The organism is Nitratidesulfovibrio sp. D1, from assembly GCF_051133415.1.
GTDB lineage: Bacteria > Desulfobacterota > Desulfovibrionia > Desulfovibrionales > Desulfovibrionaceae > Cupidesulfovibrio.
The window spans coordinates 64,247-79,795 of the sequence record NZ_JBPGNZ010000003.1; the positions used below are offsets into that span (position 1 = coordinate 64,247).

A 15,549-nucleotide genomic window follows, 5' to 3' on the forward strand; every position below is an offset into this window, starting at 1 on the left:
CGCTCAGCCCGCCTGCATCGCGTGGTCGGGCTCGCGTTCCCGCAGGCCCTGCTCGCGGATGGCCCGCACGATGGCGCTGGCCAGGGTGGCGGCCTCCACCGGCTTGGTCAGGTAGCCGTCCATGCCCGCCGCCAGGAATTGTTCGCGGTCGCCGCGCATGGCGTGGGCGGTCAGGGCGATGACGGGCGTTGCCGAGCGCGCCCGCAGGGTGCGCGGATCAAGCCGGGGGATGTCCGCGCCGCCGGGGACGGATGCTCCCGCCCCGGTCCGGGTCCCGCCCCGGCCAAGGGCGCGCAGGCGGCGGGTGGCCTCCATCCCGTCCATGACGGGCATCTGGATGTCCATGAGCACGCAGTCGAAGTCGTCGGCCAGCAGGGCCTGCACGGCCCGTTCGCCGTTGTCGGCCGTGGTCACCCGCGCGCCCATGCCCTCCAGCAGGCGGGTCACCGCCAGGCGGTTCACCGCGTCGTCCTCGGCCAGCAGGATGGCCCGGCCGCGCAGGGCCGGGGCGTCGTCCGCGGGCTGGGCGGCTGCGGCTTCCTCCACCTTGTTCACGAAGCGGAAGGGCAGGCTGACGCTGAACGCGGTGCCCGCCTCCGGCGCGCTTTCCACGGCGATGGTGCCGCGCATCAGCCGCACCAGCCGCCGCACGATGGGCAGCCCCAGCCCCGCGCCCTGGTAGCGGCGGGTGGAGGCCGTCTCGCCCTGCACGAAGGGCTCGAAGATGTCCTTCAGCCGGTCCTCGGCAATGCCGATCCCGGTGTCGCGCACGGTGAACAGCACCCGGCACCCCCGCGAGCGCGAGGCCTGCACCCGCCACGCCTCCACGGCCACCTCGCCGTGGTCGGTGAACTTCACCGCGTTGCCCACCAGGTTGAACAGCACCTGGCGCAGGCGCATGGCGTCACCGCGCAGGTGGCGGGGAATGCGCCCGTCCACGCTCACCCGCAGGGTCAGGCCCCGCTCGGCGGCGGGGCCTTCGAACAGGCCGCGCACCTCGTCCAGCACGGCCCGCGCCTCGAACGGCTCGTCGTGCAGTTCCAGCTTGCCCGCCTCGATGCGCGAAAGGTCCAGGATGTCGCCCAGCAGCAGCCCCAGGCGGCGGCACGATTGGGTGGCCGCGCCCACGTACACCTTGCGCATGGCCTTGGCCGGGTCCGCCTGCAAGAGTTGCAGCATGCCCATGATGCCGTTGAGCGGCGTGCGGATCTCGTGGCTCATGTTGGCCAGGAACTCGCTCTTGGTGCGGTTGGCGGCCTCGGCCGCCTCCTTGGCGCAGCGCAGTTCGCATTCGGCCTGCTTGCGGGTCGAACTGTCGCGCACGATGGCCAGCAGCAGCGGTTCGCCTTCCTCCTCCATCAGGGCCATGCGCACCTCCACCGGCAGCGGAGCGCCGCTGTGCGTGCGGTGCGTGGTCTCGAAGGTGGCCTTGCGGGCCGTCTCCAGTTTCGCGCGCAGCCGGGCGAAGACCTGCTGGTCGAGCTGTTCGTCGATGTCGAACAGGCTCATGCGCAGCAGTTGTTCGCGGGTGTGCCCGGTCTGGTGTTCCGCCTCGGGGTTGGCGTCCAGGATGCGGCCGCCGCCGTCCACGATGTAGATGGCGTCGCCCGCGCTCTCCACCAGCATGCGCAGCCGCAGTTCGCTGCGGCGCAGGGCTTCCTCGGCCCGGCGCTGCTCGGTGACGTCGGTGATGATGGAGTACAGCAGGGGCTCGCCGTGCAGCACCAAGGTGCCGGTGTTGGCTTCCACGTCGCGGATGGCGCCGTCGGCGAGCCGGTGGCGGAAGCGGAAACGCCGCTTCTCGCCCCGCGCGGCCGAGGAAAGCTCGCCGCGCAGCGCGCCGGGCGGCAGGGTGTTGATGTCCGAGATGTGCATGGTGCGCAGCACGTCGCGCGGCCAGCCGTAGAATGCGGCGGCGGCGGGGCTGGCGTCGCGGATGGCCCTGGTGGCGGGGTCGATGAGCAGGGCCACCACGTGGTTGTTCTCGAACAGCCCCCGGTAGCGGGACTCGCTTTCGCGCAAGGCGCGGCCGGCGCGCAGCCGTTCCAACTCCGCCGTGGCGCGCCCGGCCAGGACGCGCATCAGCGCCGTGCCCTCGCCGGTGGGTGGGGCCATGGGCTGGTCGTGGAACACGGCCAGCACGCCCAGGGGGGTGCCTTGCGCGTCGCGCAGGGCAAGGCCCATGTAGGACCGGATGCCCAGCGAGAGGTGCAGTTCGGCCTTGGGAAAGGCCCCCTGCACGCCGTCGGGGTACACGCACAGGTCCGGGGAATTGAGGGCGCGCGCACAGGGGGTGCCGTGCAGGGCGTAGTCGAAGGGCTCGGCAGGCGCGTTGCCCAGCCAGGCGGCCAGCACGCGCAGGGTGCCGCCGCCATCGCCCCGTTGGTCCGTTTCGCCCCGTTCGCTCAGTTCGGCCAGTTCGCTCAGTTCGCCCACCAGGGCGTAGCGCGCGCCAAGGCCCTTGGCCAGTTGCTGCACCAGCATCCGGAAGAATTCCTGCTCCACCAGCGGCGAGGTGACCTGCACGATGCCGCGCAGGGTGCTTTCCGCCCGGTCCAGAGCGCGGCGGGTGCGGCGTGCGCGGCGCAGGCGCAGGGCCAGCCACAGCAGCAGGGCGGCGGCGGGGAAAATCAGCGCGGCATGGTCGATGAGCTGCCCCCACCACGGTGCGGGGGGCAGGACGCCGGACGGGGCGGCCGCGCCGGGCACGGCGGCTCCGCACAGCACTGCCGCCAGGGCGAGGGTGACAAGCCGGACTGCAATGGATGCGGATCCGGAATGATGCACGCTGGGCATGGCGGTTCCCCGTGGTCGGGTGGCGCGCCGGGTGCGGCGCGGGTGTTGCGTGTGGGCATCATACGCCAAAACCCGCGCCGCGCGATATGAAAATATCGTGTTGCCGAAGGCCCCATGCCGGTGCGGCGGCAGATGGCGCGCAGGCTGGACAGGCAACCGGGTGGGCGACCGGGCTGAGGTGGGGCGGGGCACCGGGAAGTCCGCCGCCACGGCATGGAACAGGACCACACCTGCACGAAATAGATGCACCTTTGCCGGGCCTATGGTATGTAACGGCCAAGGTGGCGAATCCCCCACCACAAATTCAAGCACAAGGAGCGGACGCATGAACAAAGCGACGAAACCGGCAAAAGCCAAGCCCGCCAAGCCCGCAGCGGCGGCCTCCTCCCCGCGCGAGGCCCGCAAGGCCAAGGTCATCGAGGTGCTGAACAGGGCGCGCGCCATGGAACTGAACGCCATCACCCAGTACATGAACCAGCACTACGGGCTGGACAACATGGACTACGGCGCGCTGGCGGCGGACATGAAGCTGATCGCCATCGACGAGATGCGCCACGCCGAAATGTTCGCCGAGCGCATCAAGGAACTGGGCGGCGAGCCCACCACCGAGCGCGAGGGCGACCTGGTCAAGGCGCAGGACGTGCGGACCATCTTCCCCTACGACGCCGGGCTCGAGGACGACACCATCGACGCCTACAACCAGTTCCTTCAGGTGTGTCGTGAATGTGGCGACAGCGTCAGCATGAAGCTGTTCGAGACCATCATCGAGGAGGAGCAGGTCCATTTCAACCACTTCGACAACGTGGGCGAACACCTGAAGAACCTGGGCGACACCTACCTGTCGAAGATCGCGGGCACCTCGGCCTCCACCGGCCCCACCACCAAGGGCTTCCTGATCAGCAAGGGCGGCGCCGCCGCGGGCTAGGCCCGCGTGACCCCGCGCCACGAAACGGGCGCGCCGTTCCATGCCCGCGAGGGCGGAGCGGGGCGTCCCCGGCATTGCGCCATACGGCGGCACGGCAGCGTGCCGCCGTTTTCGTTGGCGGAGGGCGGAACTATGCGGCGCGGGGAGGGCAGGCGGGAACTGCCGGGAACTGCCGGAAGCCGGGCCGGGCTGCCGACGGCAAGGGTTTCCGGCGTACGCAGGATGTTTTTGAAACGAAAAACACATCGAGTTCGTTTTTTAGTAATGTATACTTTACTTATTTTGCATCCGGAGATATTTTTCAAACCATGAAAATACCCAAGGACGACCTCATCGGGGTGCTTGCCCAGTTCAACCCGTGGTGGCGGGGCGAGCCGGTGGCGGACCTGCCCGCGTGGCGCCGGGCGGCATTCCGCGAACTGCACGCCTGGGTTGCCGCGCCGCCGGCCCCCCGGGCCGTTCTGGTGTCCGGCGCCCGGCAGGTGGGCAAGACCACGCTGATGCTGCAAAGCATTGCCGAACTGATTGCCGGGGGCGTTCCCCCGGCCAACATCCTGTACGCCACGTTCGACCATCCCCTGTTCAAGCTGGCCGGGATCGAGGCCGTGCTGGAGGCGTGGCGCGCCCGCGAACCTGCCCTGCCGGGTCCGGAATTCCTGTTTCTGGACGAGGGGCAGTTCATCCGGGACTGGGGTACCTGGGTCAAGCATCAGGTGGATTTCTTCCGCCACCGGCGCATCGCGTTCACGGGGTCGGCCCTGCCGCTGCTGGAGGCGGGACAGGAGTCGGGCGTGGGCCGCTGGCACACCATCAAGCTGACCACCCTGTCCTTCTACGAGTACCTGCAGTTGAAGCGGATCCCCCATTCGGAGATTCCGCCACTGCGCAGCCTGCGCGAAACGTTCGCCTGGCCCCAGGATGCGTTCTACCGGGTTGCCGAGATGGCCGCCCCGCTGGTGGGGCATTTCCACGACTATCTGGTGCGCGGGGGCTTTCCGCAGATCGCCCAGGTCGAAAGCGTGACGCAGGCGCAACGCCTGCTGCGCGAGGACGTGATCGACAAGGTGCTCAAGCGGGACATGACGGTGCTGTTCGGGGTCCGCCGCGTGCTGGACCTGGAGCACACCTTTCTCTACCTGTGCATGCACGACGGGGGACTGCTGGATGTTCCCAACCTGTGCAAGAACCTTGAGGTCAAGCGCCCCACGGCGCTGAAGTACATCGATCTTCTTGAATCCACGCACCTCGTCTACAAGCTGCCGCCGCACGGGTACGGCAAGGATATCCTTCGGGCCAGATACAAGGTGTACCTGGCGGATGCCGCGCTGGCCCCGGCGGCCCTGCTGAAGGGCAAGGGGCTGATCGACGACCCGGTGGCGCTGGGCGTGGCCACGGAAACGGCCGTGTTCAAGCACCTTTTCGCCCGGTACTACGCACGGGACGTGCGGTTCACCTACTGGCGCGACAAGAAGAATCGGGAAGTGGACCTTGTGGCGGACATGGGGGGCAAGCTCGTGCCCTTCGAGGTCAAGTACCGGGCGCAACACGCCGGGGCCGCCGAGTTGCAGGGGCTGCTGGAGTTCATGCGCGAACGCAAGGCCGAACGCGGCTATGCGGTCACCAAGTCACTGGGGGATTTCGGTCCTCTGGCGGGGCACGGCGGCGTCATGCGCATTCCCGCGCCCTTGCTGTGCTACTGGATGGGGCAGGGCGAGCTGGACGAACCCATCGAAGCGTGATGGACGGCGCATCGCGCCGGTTCGCGGGCGCGACGCAAGGATGGCGCATCCCGTACGGGGTGCGCTTTTTCCTTTCAGAACCGCGAGGGTGGGGCCGCTACTGGCAGACGGGCTTGGCCCCCGGCTGCTGCGCGGCCAGCCAGTCCACCACGGCGGGCTTTTCGGCCTCGCTGACCTGCGCGCCCTTGCCCATCATGCGGGTGACGGTGGTGTTCCAGGCTGCCTTGTCCTTGGCGCCCAGGTTGGCGCAGATGCGCTGGGTGTTGTGACACTTGGTGCAGGCGGACATGACGGTCCCGGCCGGGTCCTGGGCGATGGCGGAAGCGGCGGCAAATACGGCGAAACCGGCAAGGGCGGCGGACACGGCCAGGGCTGGCAGTATCCGGCTACGGAAGGTGGGCGTACGGCGCATGGGCTGCTCCTTGGTTGAAGGGGATTGCCGCCATTGTACACGCCCGTGCGCCGGATGCAACGGGATGATGCGGGGCAGGGCGGGCAGGAGAGCGTGAAGCGGGGGGGGGGCGCGGGGGCTTTGGAGGCGGAACGTTGCCTGGTACCGGATGTCAGCGCCGGTCCAGGTCGAAGCGTACGGGCAGGTGCACCCAGGTGGGCACGGCCCGCCCTTCGCGCGTGCCGGGGGTGAAGGTCCAACGAGTCACGGCGTCCACCGCGCACTGCTCGAAGATGCCGCCGGGCGTGGCCTCCAGCACGGAAACGTGGCGGGCGCGGCCCTGCTCGTCCACCAACAGACGCAGCACCACCCGGCCCTGCGTGCCGGTGCGCCGGGCCGGGTCGGGGTACTCCGGGGGCACCCTGTGGCGTACGGCGGGGCGCACGTCCACGTCGTGCGCCGCATAGCCGAACGGGCCAGCCGCGCCAGCCGCGCCGGATGCGCCGGACCCGGCGGGGCCTCCTCCCCGTACGCCCGGTTGCCCGCCGCCGGGCTCTCCCGCCGAGCCGCCGGGTCCGGTCCCGGCGGGTGCTCCGGCAAGTGTTCCGGCAAGTGTTCCGGTGGACGCTCCGTCCAGCCCATGCACGTCGGACAGGCCGTCCGCCCCGGCGGTGCCGGGTGGGCCATCCGCCCGTGCCCCGGTGTCGGCGGCAGGAGTGGCGGAGGGTGGCGGTGCGGGCCGTTGCGCATCCGGCCGGGCGGGTTCCGCTTCCGGGACACGGGCACCCCGTGCCTCGGGAAGGACCGGGGGCTCTTCCGCATTGCGCCGCGCGGCATTCCCTTTCTCGGGCGCCGTCCGTTTCGGCTCCATCCGGGCGATCCCGGTCCGGACGGGCCGGGCAACCGGCGCAAGGCGTTGCATCGTGCCGCCAGCCGGGCCGGGCTCCGTCGCCGTTCCACCCGTGGCCGGGCCGCCCCCGGCAGGTCCCGGCGCTCCGCCGGGAAGTCCGGCCAGGCTGACCTCCAGGTACGCCACGCCTCCCTGGCCGTCACCGCCGCCACCCCCCATGGGCAGGGCCAACAGGAAAAAGGCCGCCAGTGCGTGCGCCAGCAGCGAACCCCACAGACACGGCCACCGCTTCCCGCACAGGCAAGACCACCCCAGCCACCACGAACCGCCCTGCCGGTCCGGTCCGTCCGCTCCGGGCTCCATCGTGACCGGCGGGCCGGGCAGGGCTATGTGCAGTGCGGTGCGCGCGGCGGGGCCGGGCATGCGCGGTTCCTTTTCCGGGGGCAGGCCGTCACGGCCGGAGTCGCAATCCGGATTCGTGTTACGGGTTGACACAAAATGAAAAAGTTTCTAGCGACAGTGCTACGTTTTATTACAAAGTGTAATTCTATTACACGAATTCACGCAAAAAGTCACACCGCGATACCCCGGCCGGGCGGAATCGCGCCGCACCGGAGCGAGGGGCACCGGATGCGGCGCTGTCCGGCGTCGGGGTTCGGGCAACCCGCAGCAGGAGGCAACATGGGCAGCAGGAGGAGGATGGCGGCATGGGTTCTGGCGTTGGCGCTGGCCGCGCCATGGGGCGTACAGGGCCTGTCCGGGGCGCGGGCGGCCTGGGCCGCCGAAGGGCAGGTTCCGGACGGGCAGACCGTCGCCGGGCAGGCCGCCGGGGCCGCCACGCTCGAAGAGGAGGTGGTGATTTCCACCCCCATCATCGAGGGCAACGAAACCACCCGCTACGGCGGCCTGTACACCGAAGTCACCCAGGACCAGATCACGGACCTCAACGCGCAGGACATGGCCTCGGCCCTGCGTCGCACGCCCGGCGTGAACATTTCGCGCTACAACCCGGTGGGGTCGTTCGGCGGGGCCGAGGGTGGCGGGGTGTTCATCCGGGGCATGGGCTCCAGCCGTCCCGGCGGCGAGATCGTCACCCTCTACGACGGCGTGCCGCGCACCAACCCGGTGTTCAACCATCCCCTGCTGGACATCCTGCCCATGGATCCGGCGCAGTCCATCCGCGTGTACAAGGGCGTGCAGCCCACGCAGTTCGGCAACGGGTTTTCGTCCATCGACGTCATTCCCAAGCGCATGACCGAAGACGGCTTCCGCACCCGGCTGTTCACTTCGTACGGCAGCTACAACACCTTCACCCAGGGGGTGGAGCACGGCGGCAAGCAGGACGGCGTGGACTACTACGCCGGGCAGAGCCTGCGCCTGTCCGACGGCCACCGCGAACATTCCGACGGCCAGCTCGAGAACCATTTCGGCAGGCTGGGCTACGACCTGTACGAGAACTGGAACGTCTCGTGGTTCGGCAACATCACCCGCAACGTGGCGCGCGACCCCGGCAGCAGCGAAGAGAAGACCAACGAGGGGCGGTTCACCACCGACGACGTGCTCAACGTGATCACCCTGTCCAACGACTACGAGGCCGCCGACGGGCACCTGAAGGTGTACTGGAACAACGGCTACGTGAACTGGGCCGGGCAGTCGGGCTCCACCGACGTGACCATCAGCGACTGGGACACCTACGGCGTGCGCGCCCGCGAGGCGTTCCGGGCGTGGGAAGGCGGCGAGGTGGTGACCGGCTTCGACTACGATATCATGAGCGGCAAGGCCATCTTCGAAAACTACAACGGCAGCACGACGGACTTCGAGCGCACCGACTTCACGCTGTTCTCGCCGTATGCGGCGGTCAGCCACATGTTCGGCTCGCGCCAGGACTTCTTCGCCATTCCCTCGGCCGGCATGCGCTACTACACCCACAACGAGTTCGGCGACCAGGCCGCGCCCCACGCCGGGCTGGTGTTCGGCTACAGGGACACCGAACTGCACGCCAGCTATGCGCGCGGGGTGAACTATCCCGGTCTTGAGGTGGCGGTGTTTTCCGAAAACTCCATCCCCGGCATCGCCAACGGACCCTACCGCGACGACTGGAAAGACCTTGACCCGGAAGTGGTGGACCATTTCGAGGTGGGCATCAGCCAGAAGCTGTGGGGCAAGGTGAAGGCCGACGTCACCGCGTTCTGGGATGACGGGTCCGACCGATACGTCATGGTGGGGAACGCCCCGCCGCCGCGCATGCGCTTCGAGAACGTGGAATCGTTCCAGGTTCAGGGCGTCGAGACCACGATCACCTATACCCCTCTGGCGGACCTTTCGCTGTACGCCGGGGCCACCTGGCTCGATACCTTTCCGTCCGACCTGCCCTACGCGCCGGAATGGACCTTCAGCGCGGGCCTGAACTGGCGGTTCCTCACGCACTTCCGGCTCAGCCTGGACGCGCAGTACGTGACCGAGGAGCACGTGCGCAGCCAGGGCCGCAAGGAAAACCTCGTGAACACCGAAACCGTGGACCCCTACCACGTGGTCAACGGACGGCTGGCCTACCTGTTCGACTACAAGGAATGGGGCATCAGCGAGGGCGAACTGTTCCTGGCGCTGGAGAACATCACCGACTCGGACTACGAGTACCGGCCCGGCTACCGCATGCCGGGGTCCAGCGTCACCGTGGGCGCCAGCGTGACGTTCTAGCAACGGACCGATGCATACCCGCCGGGCGGGGGCCGCAGGCTCCCGCCCGGCAATGCGGACTGCAACCGCGCCCACGGGCGCAACGGAGCGGGAACCGGCATGGAATCACATGAGTCGTCGCATGCGGCACATGGCGCGGGTACGGTGCAATGCCATGACCCGCGCTCGCGGTTTTTCGACGAGCGGGCCGCCACCTGGGAGGAACGCTGCTATCCCCCGGCCACCAGGGAACGCTTGGCCGAACTGGCTCGCGGGTTCGGGGTGAAGCCGGGCAGTTGCGTGCTGGACATGGGCACGGGCACCGGCGTGCTCATCCCCTGCTTGCGCGAGGCCGTGGGGGATGCCGGGCGCATCCTGTCCTTCGACGTGTCCTTCGAGATGGTGCGCCGCGCGGGCTGCAAGGAGTCCGGCGCGCGGGGCCTGTGCGTGCAGGCCACGGCCATGCGCATTCCGGCGCGCGACGGCGCGTTCGACCACGTGATCTGCTTTGCCGCGTTTCCGCACTTCGCGGACAAGCCCGCTGCCATGCGCGAAATGGCGCGGGTGACGCGGCCCGGCGGCGAGGTGGTCGTGGCCCACCTGTTGAGCCGGGCCGAACTGGCCCGCCACCACGGCGGGCACCCGGCAGTGGCGCAGGACGCCCTGCCCGGCGACGGCGTCATGCGTCAACTCCTGCGCGACGCGGGGCTGACCGGCGCCAGCATCGCCGACGGCCCCGGCATGTATGTGGCCCGCGCCCGCAAGCCGCTGGCGGGGACGCACCCGTGCCCGCGCGCTGCGGAGCAGCACGGCGAAGGCCGTCACGGCGCGCCCGCGCCCGCCGCCGTGGACGCGGGTTTCGAGGCCCGACGGGTGTTCGCGGCCCTGAAGGAACACGACGTCATGCACCACCGCGCCGTGTACGGCGTGGCGTCCGGCCTGTTGCGCGGCGCGGGCCGCCCCCTGCGGCTGCTGGACGTGGGCTGCGGCGAGGCCGTGGACATGGCGCGCGCCCTCTCCGGGGTGGACGTGGCCGCCTATACCGGTGTGGACACCAGCGCGCGGGCGCTGGCCACGGCGCGGGACAGCCTGGGCGGCCTGCCTTGTCCGGTGGAACTGGTTGAGGGCGACTACCGCGTGGTGCTGTCCGGCCCGGAAGGCGGCGTGGACGTGATCTGGATGGGGTTGTTCCTGCACCACCTGCCCACCCCGCTCAAGGCGGACTTTTTGCGCACGGCGCATCGCCTGCTGGTTTCCGGCGGCATGGTGCTGGCGCACGACCCGGTCATGGGCGAGGACGAGGACCGGGACGCCATGCTGGCGCGCATGGCCGCGCGGGGCCGGGAACACTGGCATTTCCTGACTCCGGAGGAGGTGGAAATGGTTCATCGCCACTGGACGGCCCACGGCCATCAGGAGCGGTTTTCCACCCTGCGGGGGCTGGGCGAGGCGGCGGGCTTCGCCGTGGATATGGTCTGGACCGACAGGGAGCGGCGTTACGGTCTGGTGCGATTCATCAAGGGCGATTGAGGACCACTGCGGGAGATGCGCATGAAATCGGGATATGGAGACATGCGGCGGCCGCGCCGTGCCTGGTTGCGCGCGGCCGTGGCCTGCGCGGCGCTGGCGCTGTGGGGCGCATGGGGTTGCGGGGTTGCCGCGGCGCGGGATGCGCAGGATGCGCAGGATGCGCAGGCTGCGCGGTTGCAGGTGCTGGCGGGCACCACCCTCATCGAGGACCTGGTGCTGGCCGTGGGCGGCGACCGGGTTGCCGCGCGCACCGTCATTCCGGGCGGGGCCTGCCCCGGCCATCACGACGTGCGCGCCTCGGACGTGGCGGCCTTCGCGCGGGCGGACCTGATCCTGCTGCACGACTGGCAGCGCGGGCAGGCGCACATCCGCGCCCTGCTGGACACCGCCCCCGGCGCGGCGGGCAAGGTGCGCGTGCCCGAGGCCCCCGGCAACTGGATGCTGCCCGAGGCGCAGGCCCGCGCGGCCCTTGCCGTGGGCGAACTGCTGGCGGCGGCGGACCCCGGCGGGGCGGCGGCGTACTCCCGCCGCGCGGCGGAGCGCGCGGCGCGGGCGCGCGTAGTGGCCGACGAGGTGCGCGGCCTGGCGTCGTCGTCGGGCATCGCGGGCGTTCCGGCCATTGGCGACGTGATGCAGCGGCCCATGCTGGAATGGCTGGGGCTGCGCGTGGTGGGCGACTACGGCCGCTTCGAGGAGACCGGGGCCGAGGCCCTTGCCCGCACCGTGGCGGCGGGCAAGGCCGCCCGCGCGGTGCTGGTGGCGGACAACCTGCAATCCACCGGCGGCGCGGGCCGGGCCCTGGCCGAGGACATGGACGCCCGGCTGGTGGTGCTGACCAACTTTCCCGGCGGGTTTCCCGACACGCCGGACTGGGAGTCGTCGTTCCGGCGCAATGCCGACATGGTGATGGCGGCAGTGCGCGGCGCCGCGCCCGCGTCCACGTCCGCCATGGGGGCCGCACCCTGATGGCGGCGGGGATCATCTCCGGCGGCGCGGCTCCCTCCGGTCCCGATTCCGCTTGCCCGGCCTCCTCCCGTGCGGCCGTGACCCTGCGCGACGTGGTGGTGGCCCCGCGCGGCCGGACCATTCTGGAGGTGCCCGCCCTTGCCGTGGCCGCCGGGGAATTCCTGGCCGTGGTGGGTCCCAACGGCGCGGGCAAGTCCACCCTGTTGGGGCTGGTCAACGGCTTGGTGCGGCCCGCCTCGGGCACGGCCATGGTGCTGGGGCGGGACATGCGCGCGCCCGGCGCTTGGCGGGTGCGCCGCCGGGTGGGCCTGGTGGCCCAGATGGCCGACGTGGACCCCCGCCTGCCCATCAGCGTGCTGGAAACGGTGATGACCGGCGGCTACGGGCGGCTGGGACTGCTGCGCGGGCCGGGCGCGGCGCTGCGCGCGCTGGCCCTGGCCAACATGGAACGCACCGGCATCGCCCACCTTGCCCGCCGTCCCTTCGGACAGTGCTCCGGCGGAGAACGCCAGCGGGCGGCCATTGCCCGCGCCCTGACCCAGCAGCCGGACATCCTGCTGCTGGACGAGCCCACCTCTGCGCTGGACTGGCACGCCCAGCGGGAAATCATGGCCCTGGTGTCCGCCATCCACCGGGAACGGGGCGCGGACGGCGGCCCGCCGCTGACCACCATCCTGGTCACCCACGACCTGAACGCGCTGGCCCCGCCCCCGCGCGAGGTGAGTGTGCCGGTCCCCCCGTCCCCGGTGGACCGGGTGGCCTGCATGGCCGGGGGGCGCATCGCCTGGGCCGGGCCGCTGGACCAGGCCCTGGACGCCGGACGGCTGACGCAACTGTATGGCACGCCCATTTCGGTCATCGACCATCATGGCAGGCCCGTGGTGCTGTTCTAGGGGCTGTTTCTAAATGGTCCTTTCGCCCGTTGGCTTCGTCAAACTTCGCCTGCCATGGCTCTGCTGTCCTTCTCCGTAAGGTTCGCTTCGCTCACCAACGGCTAAGGCTCGGTCGAATACGATAAGAGCGCGCTGCGGTCCTCATCCGTAAGGCTCGCAAGCTCGCCTAACGGCTGAGGCATACTCCCTTATGGCAGGCTTGTTTTCCTTGCCAACGAACGAAAATCCTAAGTTAGAAACAGCCCCTTAGGAGGAGGCATGGACCTTTCGCTGCTGGACCACGCCTTCATGCGCCATGCGCTGGCCGCTGGCGCCCTGGCGGGCGTGGCCTGTTCCGTGGCCGGGGTGTTCGCCGTGCTCATGCGCCTGACCTTCATCGGGGTATGTCTGGCCCACGCGGCCTTTGCCGGGGGGCTGGCGGCCCTGGCCTTCGGCCTGCCCTCGCTGCCCGCGGCGCTGGCGGCCAGCATGGTCTCCGCGCTGGTCATCGGCCCGCTGGCCGACAAGGGCGAGATTTCGCCGGACACGGCGGTGGGGGTGGTGTTTTCCGCCATGATCGGCGTGGCCGTGCTGTGCATGGGCCTGATGCCCGGCCCCAAGACCGAGGCCCTGAACCTGTTCTGGGGGTCCATCCTCACCGTGCGCATGGCCGACGTGTGGCTGCTGGCGGGGGTGGCGGGCACCGCCGTGCTGGGGGTGGCGCTGTTCTTCAAGGAAATCCAGGCCGTGGCCTGCCACCGCGCCGTGGCCGCCGCCGTGGGCATTCCCGCCACGGCGGTGTTCTACGCCATCCTGGTACAGACCGGGATGACGGTGACGGCCTGCCTGCCCAGCGTGGGCGGCCTGCTGGTGTACAGCCTGCTGGTCAGCCCGGCGGCGGCCGCCTACCAGTTGACCTACAGCCTGTGGCGGATGTTCGTGCTGGCCGGGCTGTTCGGCGCGGCATCGGGCGTGGGGGGCGTGCTGCTGGCCTGGTACCTGGACGTGCCCGCCGGGGCGGCGGTGGTGCTGCTGTCGTGCGCGCTGTTCCTGCTGGCCGCGTGGTTCTCGCCCAAGCGGCGGCGGACCGGAAGCCGTCCGTAAAGCGCACGGCATCTTCCTACGGGCACAAGGGCTTGTCGCCCGGCTTGCGGGTGGCCAGCCAGTCGATGACGGCGGCGCGTTCCTCGGGCGTGACGTTGGCCCCGCCCGCGATCATCCGGTCCACGGTCTTCTCCCAGCCCGCCCGGTCCAGCTTGCCGATGTCGGCGCAGATGCGGTCCGTGCCGTGGCAGATGCGGCAGGCCCGCATGACCGTCACCTCGCCGGGCGGAGCCGTTTCGCCGCAACCCGCCAGGGTGGCCGTGACGGCCAGGATGACGGTCAGCGCGAACGGGGCAAGGGCGGCTGCCGGGGGAATCGGCGGGAGCGGACGTTCGGAACGGCGATGGTGCGGCATGGCGGCCTCCTGTAGGGGGATGCCGCCCAGCATACCGGAAACCGGCCCGCGCGCAACGGGGTCATCGTGGCGCGTCGCCGCCACCCTCGTCCCGTTCGGAGACCATCCCCAGCTTTTCGACGCCCGCCGCGCGCACCAGTCCGATGACCTCCACCACCGTGCCGTAGGGCACGTCGCGGTCGGCCCGCAGGAACACCGTGGGGCTGGCCATTTCAGCAGACCCGCCCATTTCAGCAGACCCGCCCGTGCCGCCAGCCCCCTCCGATGCGGCCAACCCCGCCAGCCACCGTTCCAGTCCGGCCATGTCGGTGCGCCGTTCGTCCAGATACAGCGAGCCGTCGGCCCGCACGGTCAGCAGCACGCTGGCATGGTCCTGGGGCAGCACCTGTACCGTCTGCGTGTGCGGCAGTTCCACGTCCACCCCCTCGGTCATCATGGGCGCGGTGACCATGAAGATGATCAGCAGCACCAGCATCACGTCCACGAAGGGCGTGACGTTGATCTCGGCCACGAAGCCGCCCGACCCTCCGGAACCGGTCGTCGCGCCCATCTCAGCCCCTCCCGCCGGGCAGGGCGATGCCCTGCGCGTGGGCGTTGGCCTCGTGCTGCAACCGGTTCAGCAGCAGTCCGGCAAAGCTGATGCACTGTCCTTCCAGCGTCGCCAGCCTGCCCAGCAGCACGTTGTAGGCCATGGCCGCCGGGATGGCCACGGCAAGGCCCAGCGCCGTGGCCACGAGCGCCTCGGAGATGCCGGGGGCCACCGTGGCCAGCGAGGCGGACTTCATCTGCCCGATGGACTGGAACGAGTGCATCACCCCCCACACCGTGCCGAACAGGCCGATGAACGGCGCGGTGTTGGCCGTGGTGGCCAGCAGGGGCAGGGCGCGCGACAGCCGTCGGATTTCCTCGCCCACGCCGTGGCGCAGGGTGCGGCGCACGTTGTCGGCCAGCAGGCGGTCGGCGTCGCCGGTGCGGGCCAGGCGGTTGAACTCGTCCACGCCCAGCCGGGCCATGCGCCGCAGGGGCGACGCCCCGCACCCGCAGCCGTCCAGCCGGTGCAGCAGGTCCGTCAGGCCGGGGGCGGACAGGGCGTCGGAAATGCCTTGGGCGATGCCCCGGCGGGCGCGCTCCAGGGTGCGCCACTTGGCGCAGATGACGGCCCAGCTGGCCAGCGACATGACGACCAGCATCGCCAGCACCGCCTTGGCCACCGGAGTGGCCTGGGCGATCAGTTGCAGCATGCTTGCATCCATTGTGTTCCTTCCTTCGGGTGTGTCCCGTTTTTGGTTGTGCCGCCCGTGCGGCCTTGCGGCGCGGGGTGCCGCGTCCGGGCATTTCTTCCGCT

Annotated in this window: 13 protein-coding genes; 7 read left to right on the plus strand and 6 right to left on the minus strand. The window is 70.2% G+C overall.

The window, feature by feature from the left end; genetic code table 11:
• Nucleotides 1-3 precede the first annotated feature (3 nt).
• Nucleotides 4-2,796 (minus strand): PAS domain S-box protein, encoded by a 2,793-nt coding sequence (locus tag ACR4XJ_RS06025; protein WP_434754366.1) that lies wholly within the window; start codon nucleotides 2,794-2,796, stop codon nucleotides 4-6.
• Between the two features lie 325 nt (nucleotides 2,797-3,121).
• Between ACR4XJ_RS06025 and ACR4XJ_RS06030 the strand changes: the two genes are divergently transcribed.
• Together ACR4XJ_RS06030 and ACR4XJ_RS06035 are read left to right on the plus strand one after the other, a co-directional pair.
• Nucleotides 3,122-3,721: a bacterioferritin gene (locus ACR4XJ_RS06030; RefSeq protein ID WP_434754367.1), complete on the plus strand. Its 600-nt coding sequence runs from the start codon at nucleotides 3,122-3,124 to the stop codon at nucleotides 3,719-3,721.
• Nucleotides 3,722-4,029: 308 nt separating this feature from the next.
• Nucleotides 4,030-5,460 (plus strand): ATP-binding protein, encoded by a 1,431-nt coding sequence (locus ACR4XJ_RS06035; RefSeq protein WP_434754368.1) that lies wholly within the window; start codon nucleotides 4,030-4,032, stop codon nucleotides 5,458-5,460.
• A gap of 97 nt (nucleotides 5,461-5,557) precedes the next feature.
• Here ACR4XJ_RS06035 and ACR4XJ_RS06040 read toward each other — a convergent pair whose 3' ends face one another.
• Entirely contained in the window at nucleotides 5,558-5,872 is a 315-nt protein-coding gene (locus ACR4XJ_RS06040; RefSeq protein WP_434754369.1) for a hypothetical protein, read from the minus strand.
• 151 nt (nucleotides 5,873-6,023) lie between these two features.
• Nucleotides 6,024-6,497 carry an energy transducer TonB gene (locus ACR4XJ_RS06045; protein WP_434754370.1) on the minus strand — a complete coding sequence of 158 codons (474 nt, stop codon included), beginning with the start codon at nucleotides 6,495-6,497 and terminating at the stop codon, nucleotides 6,024-6,026.
• Between the two features lie 903 nt (nucleotides 6,498-7,400).
• Here ACR4XJ_RS06045 and ACR4XJ_RS06050 point away from each other — a divergent pair.
• The 5 genes from ACR4XJ_RS06050 (at nucleotide 7,401) to ACR4XJ_RS06070 (ending at nucleotide 13,849) form a co-directional block, all read left to right on the plus strand.
• Nucleotides 7,401-9,398, plus strand: a complete 1,998-nt coding sequence (locus tag ACR4XJ_RS06050) for a TonB-dependent receptor (RefSeq protein ID WP_434754371.1) — start codon at nucleotides 7,401-7,403, stop codon at nucleotides 9,396-9,398.
• A 99-nt stretch (nucleotides 9,399-9,497) separates the two neighbouring features.
• Nucleotides 9,498-10,907, plus strand: coding sequence for a methyltransferase domain-containing protein (locus tag ACR4XJ_RS06055; protein WP_434754372.1), 1,410 nt, complete (start codon nucleotides 9,498-9,500; stop codon nucleotides 10,905-10,907).
• 21 nt (nucleotides 10,908-10,928) lie between these two features.
• The gene (locus tag ACR4XJ_RS06060; protein ID WP_434754373.1) at nucleotides 10,929-11,873 is read left to right on the plus strand and encodes a metal ABC transporter solute-binding protein, Zn/Mn family; all 945 of its coding nucleotides are present in this window, start codon (nucleotides 10,929-10,931) and stop codon (nucleotides 11,871-11,873) included.
• Between the two features lie 77 nt (nucleotides 11,874-11,950).
• Nucleotides 11,951-12,766, plus strand: coding sequence for a metal ABC transporter ATP-binding protein (locus tag ACR4XJ_RS06065; protein WP_434754374.1), 816 nt, complete (start codon nucleotides 11,951-11,953; stop codon nucleotides 12,764-12,766).
• A gap of 258 nt (nucleotides 12,767-13,024) precedes the next feature.
• Nucleotides 13,025-13,849, plus strand: a complete 825-nt coding sequence (locus ACR4XJ_RS06070; protein ID WP_434754375.1) for a metal ABC transporter permease — start codon at nucleotides 13,025-13,027, stop codon at nucleotides 13,847-13,849.
• Between the two features lie 16 nt (nucleotides 13,850-13,865).
• Here the strand turns inward: ACR4XJ_RS06070 and ACR4XJ_RS06075 are convergent, their stop codons facing one another.
• The 3 genes from ACR4XJ_RS06075 to ACR4XJ_RS06085 form a co-directional block, all read right to left on the minus strand.
• Nucleotides 13,866-14,204, minus strand: coding sequence for a hypothetical protein (locus ACR4XJ_RS06075; RefSeq protein WP_434754376.1), 339 nt, complete (start codon nucleotides 14,202-14,204; stop codon nucleotides 13,866-13,868).
• Between the two features lie 61 nt (nucleotides 14,205-14,265).
• Nucleotides 14,266-14,754: an ExbD/TolR family protein gene (locus ACR4XJ_RS06080; RefSeq protein WP_434754377.1), complete on the minus strand. Its 489-nt coding sequence runs from the start codon at nucleotides 14,752-14,754 to the stop codon at nucleotides 14,266-14,268.
• Nucleotide 14,755: 1 nt separating this feature from the next.
• On the minus strand, nucleotides 14,756-15,457 hold the full coding sequence (locus ACR4XJ_RS06085) for a MotA/TolQ/ExbB proton channel family protein (RefSeq protein WP_434754378.1): 702 nt from the start codon (nucleotides 15,455-15,457) through the stop codon (nucleotides 14,756-14,758).
• Nucleotides 15,458-15,549 lie beyond the last annotated feature (92 nt).

Coding starts and splice junctions, on each gene's coding strand:
- ACR4XJ_RS06050 (WP_434754371.1), top strand. CDS start 7,401: ATGGCGGCATGGGTTCTGGCGTTGGCGCTGGCCGCGCCATGGGGCGTA.
- ACR4XJ_RS06060 (WP_434754373.1), top strand. CDS start 10,929: ATGAAATCGGGATATGGAGACATGCGGCGGCCGCGCCGTGCCTGGTTG.
- ACR4XJ_RS06025 (WP_434754366.1), bottom strand. CDS start 2,796: ATGCCCAGCGTGCATCATTCCGGATCCGCATCCATTGCAGTCCGGCTT.
- ACR4XJ_RS06040 (WP_434754369.1), bottom strand. CDS start 5,872: ATGCGCCGTACGCCCACCTTCCGTAGCCGGATACTGCCAGCCCTGGCC.
- ACR4XJ_RS06030 (WP_434754367.1), top strand. CDS start 3,122: ATGAACAAAGCGACGAAACCGGCAAAAGCCAAGCCCGCCAAGCCCGCA.
- ACR4XJ_RS06070 (WP_434754375.1), top strand. CDS start 13,025: ATGGACCTTTCGCTGCTGGACCACGCCTTCATGCGCCATGCGCTGGCC.
- ACR4XJ_RS06035 (WP_434754368.1), top strand. CDS start 4,030: ATGAAAATACCCAAGGACGACCTCATCGGGGTGCTTGCCCAGTTCAAC.
- ACR4XJ_RS06080 (WP_434754377.1), bottom strand. CDS start 14,754: ATGGGCGCGACGACCGGTTCCGGAGGGTCGGGCGGCTTCGTGGCCGAG.
- ACR4XJ_RS06055 (WP_434754372.1), top strand. CDS start 9,498: ATGGAATCACATGAGTCGTCGCATGCGGCACATGGCGCGGGTACGGTG.
- ACR4XJ_RS06075 (WP_434754376.1), bottom strand. CDS start 14,204: ATGCCGCACCATCGCCGTTCCGAACGTCCGCTCCCGCCGATTCCCCCG.
- ACR4XJ_RS06085 (WP_434754378.1), bottom strand. CDS start 15,457: ATGGATGCAAGCATGCTGCAACTGATCGCCCAGGCCACTCCGGTGGCC.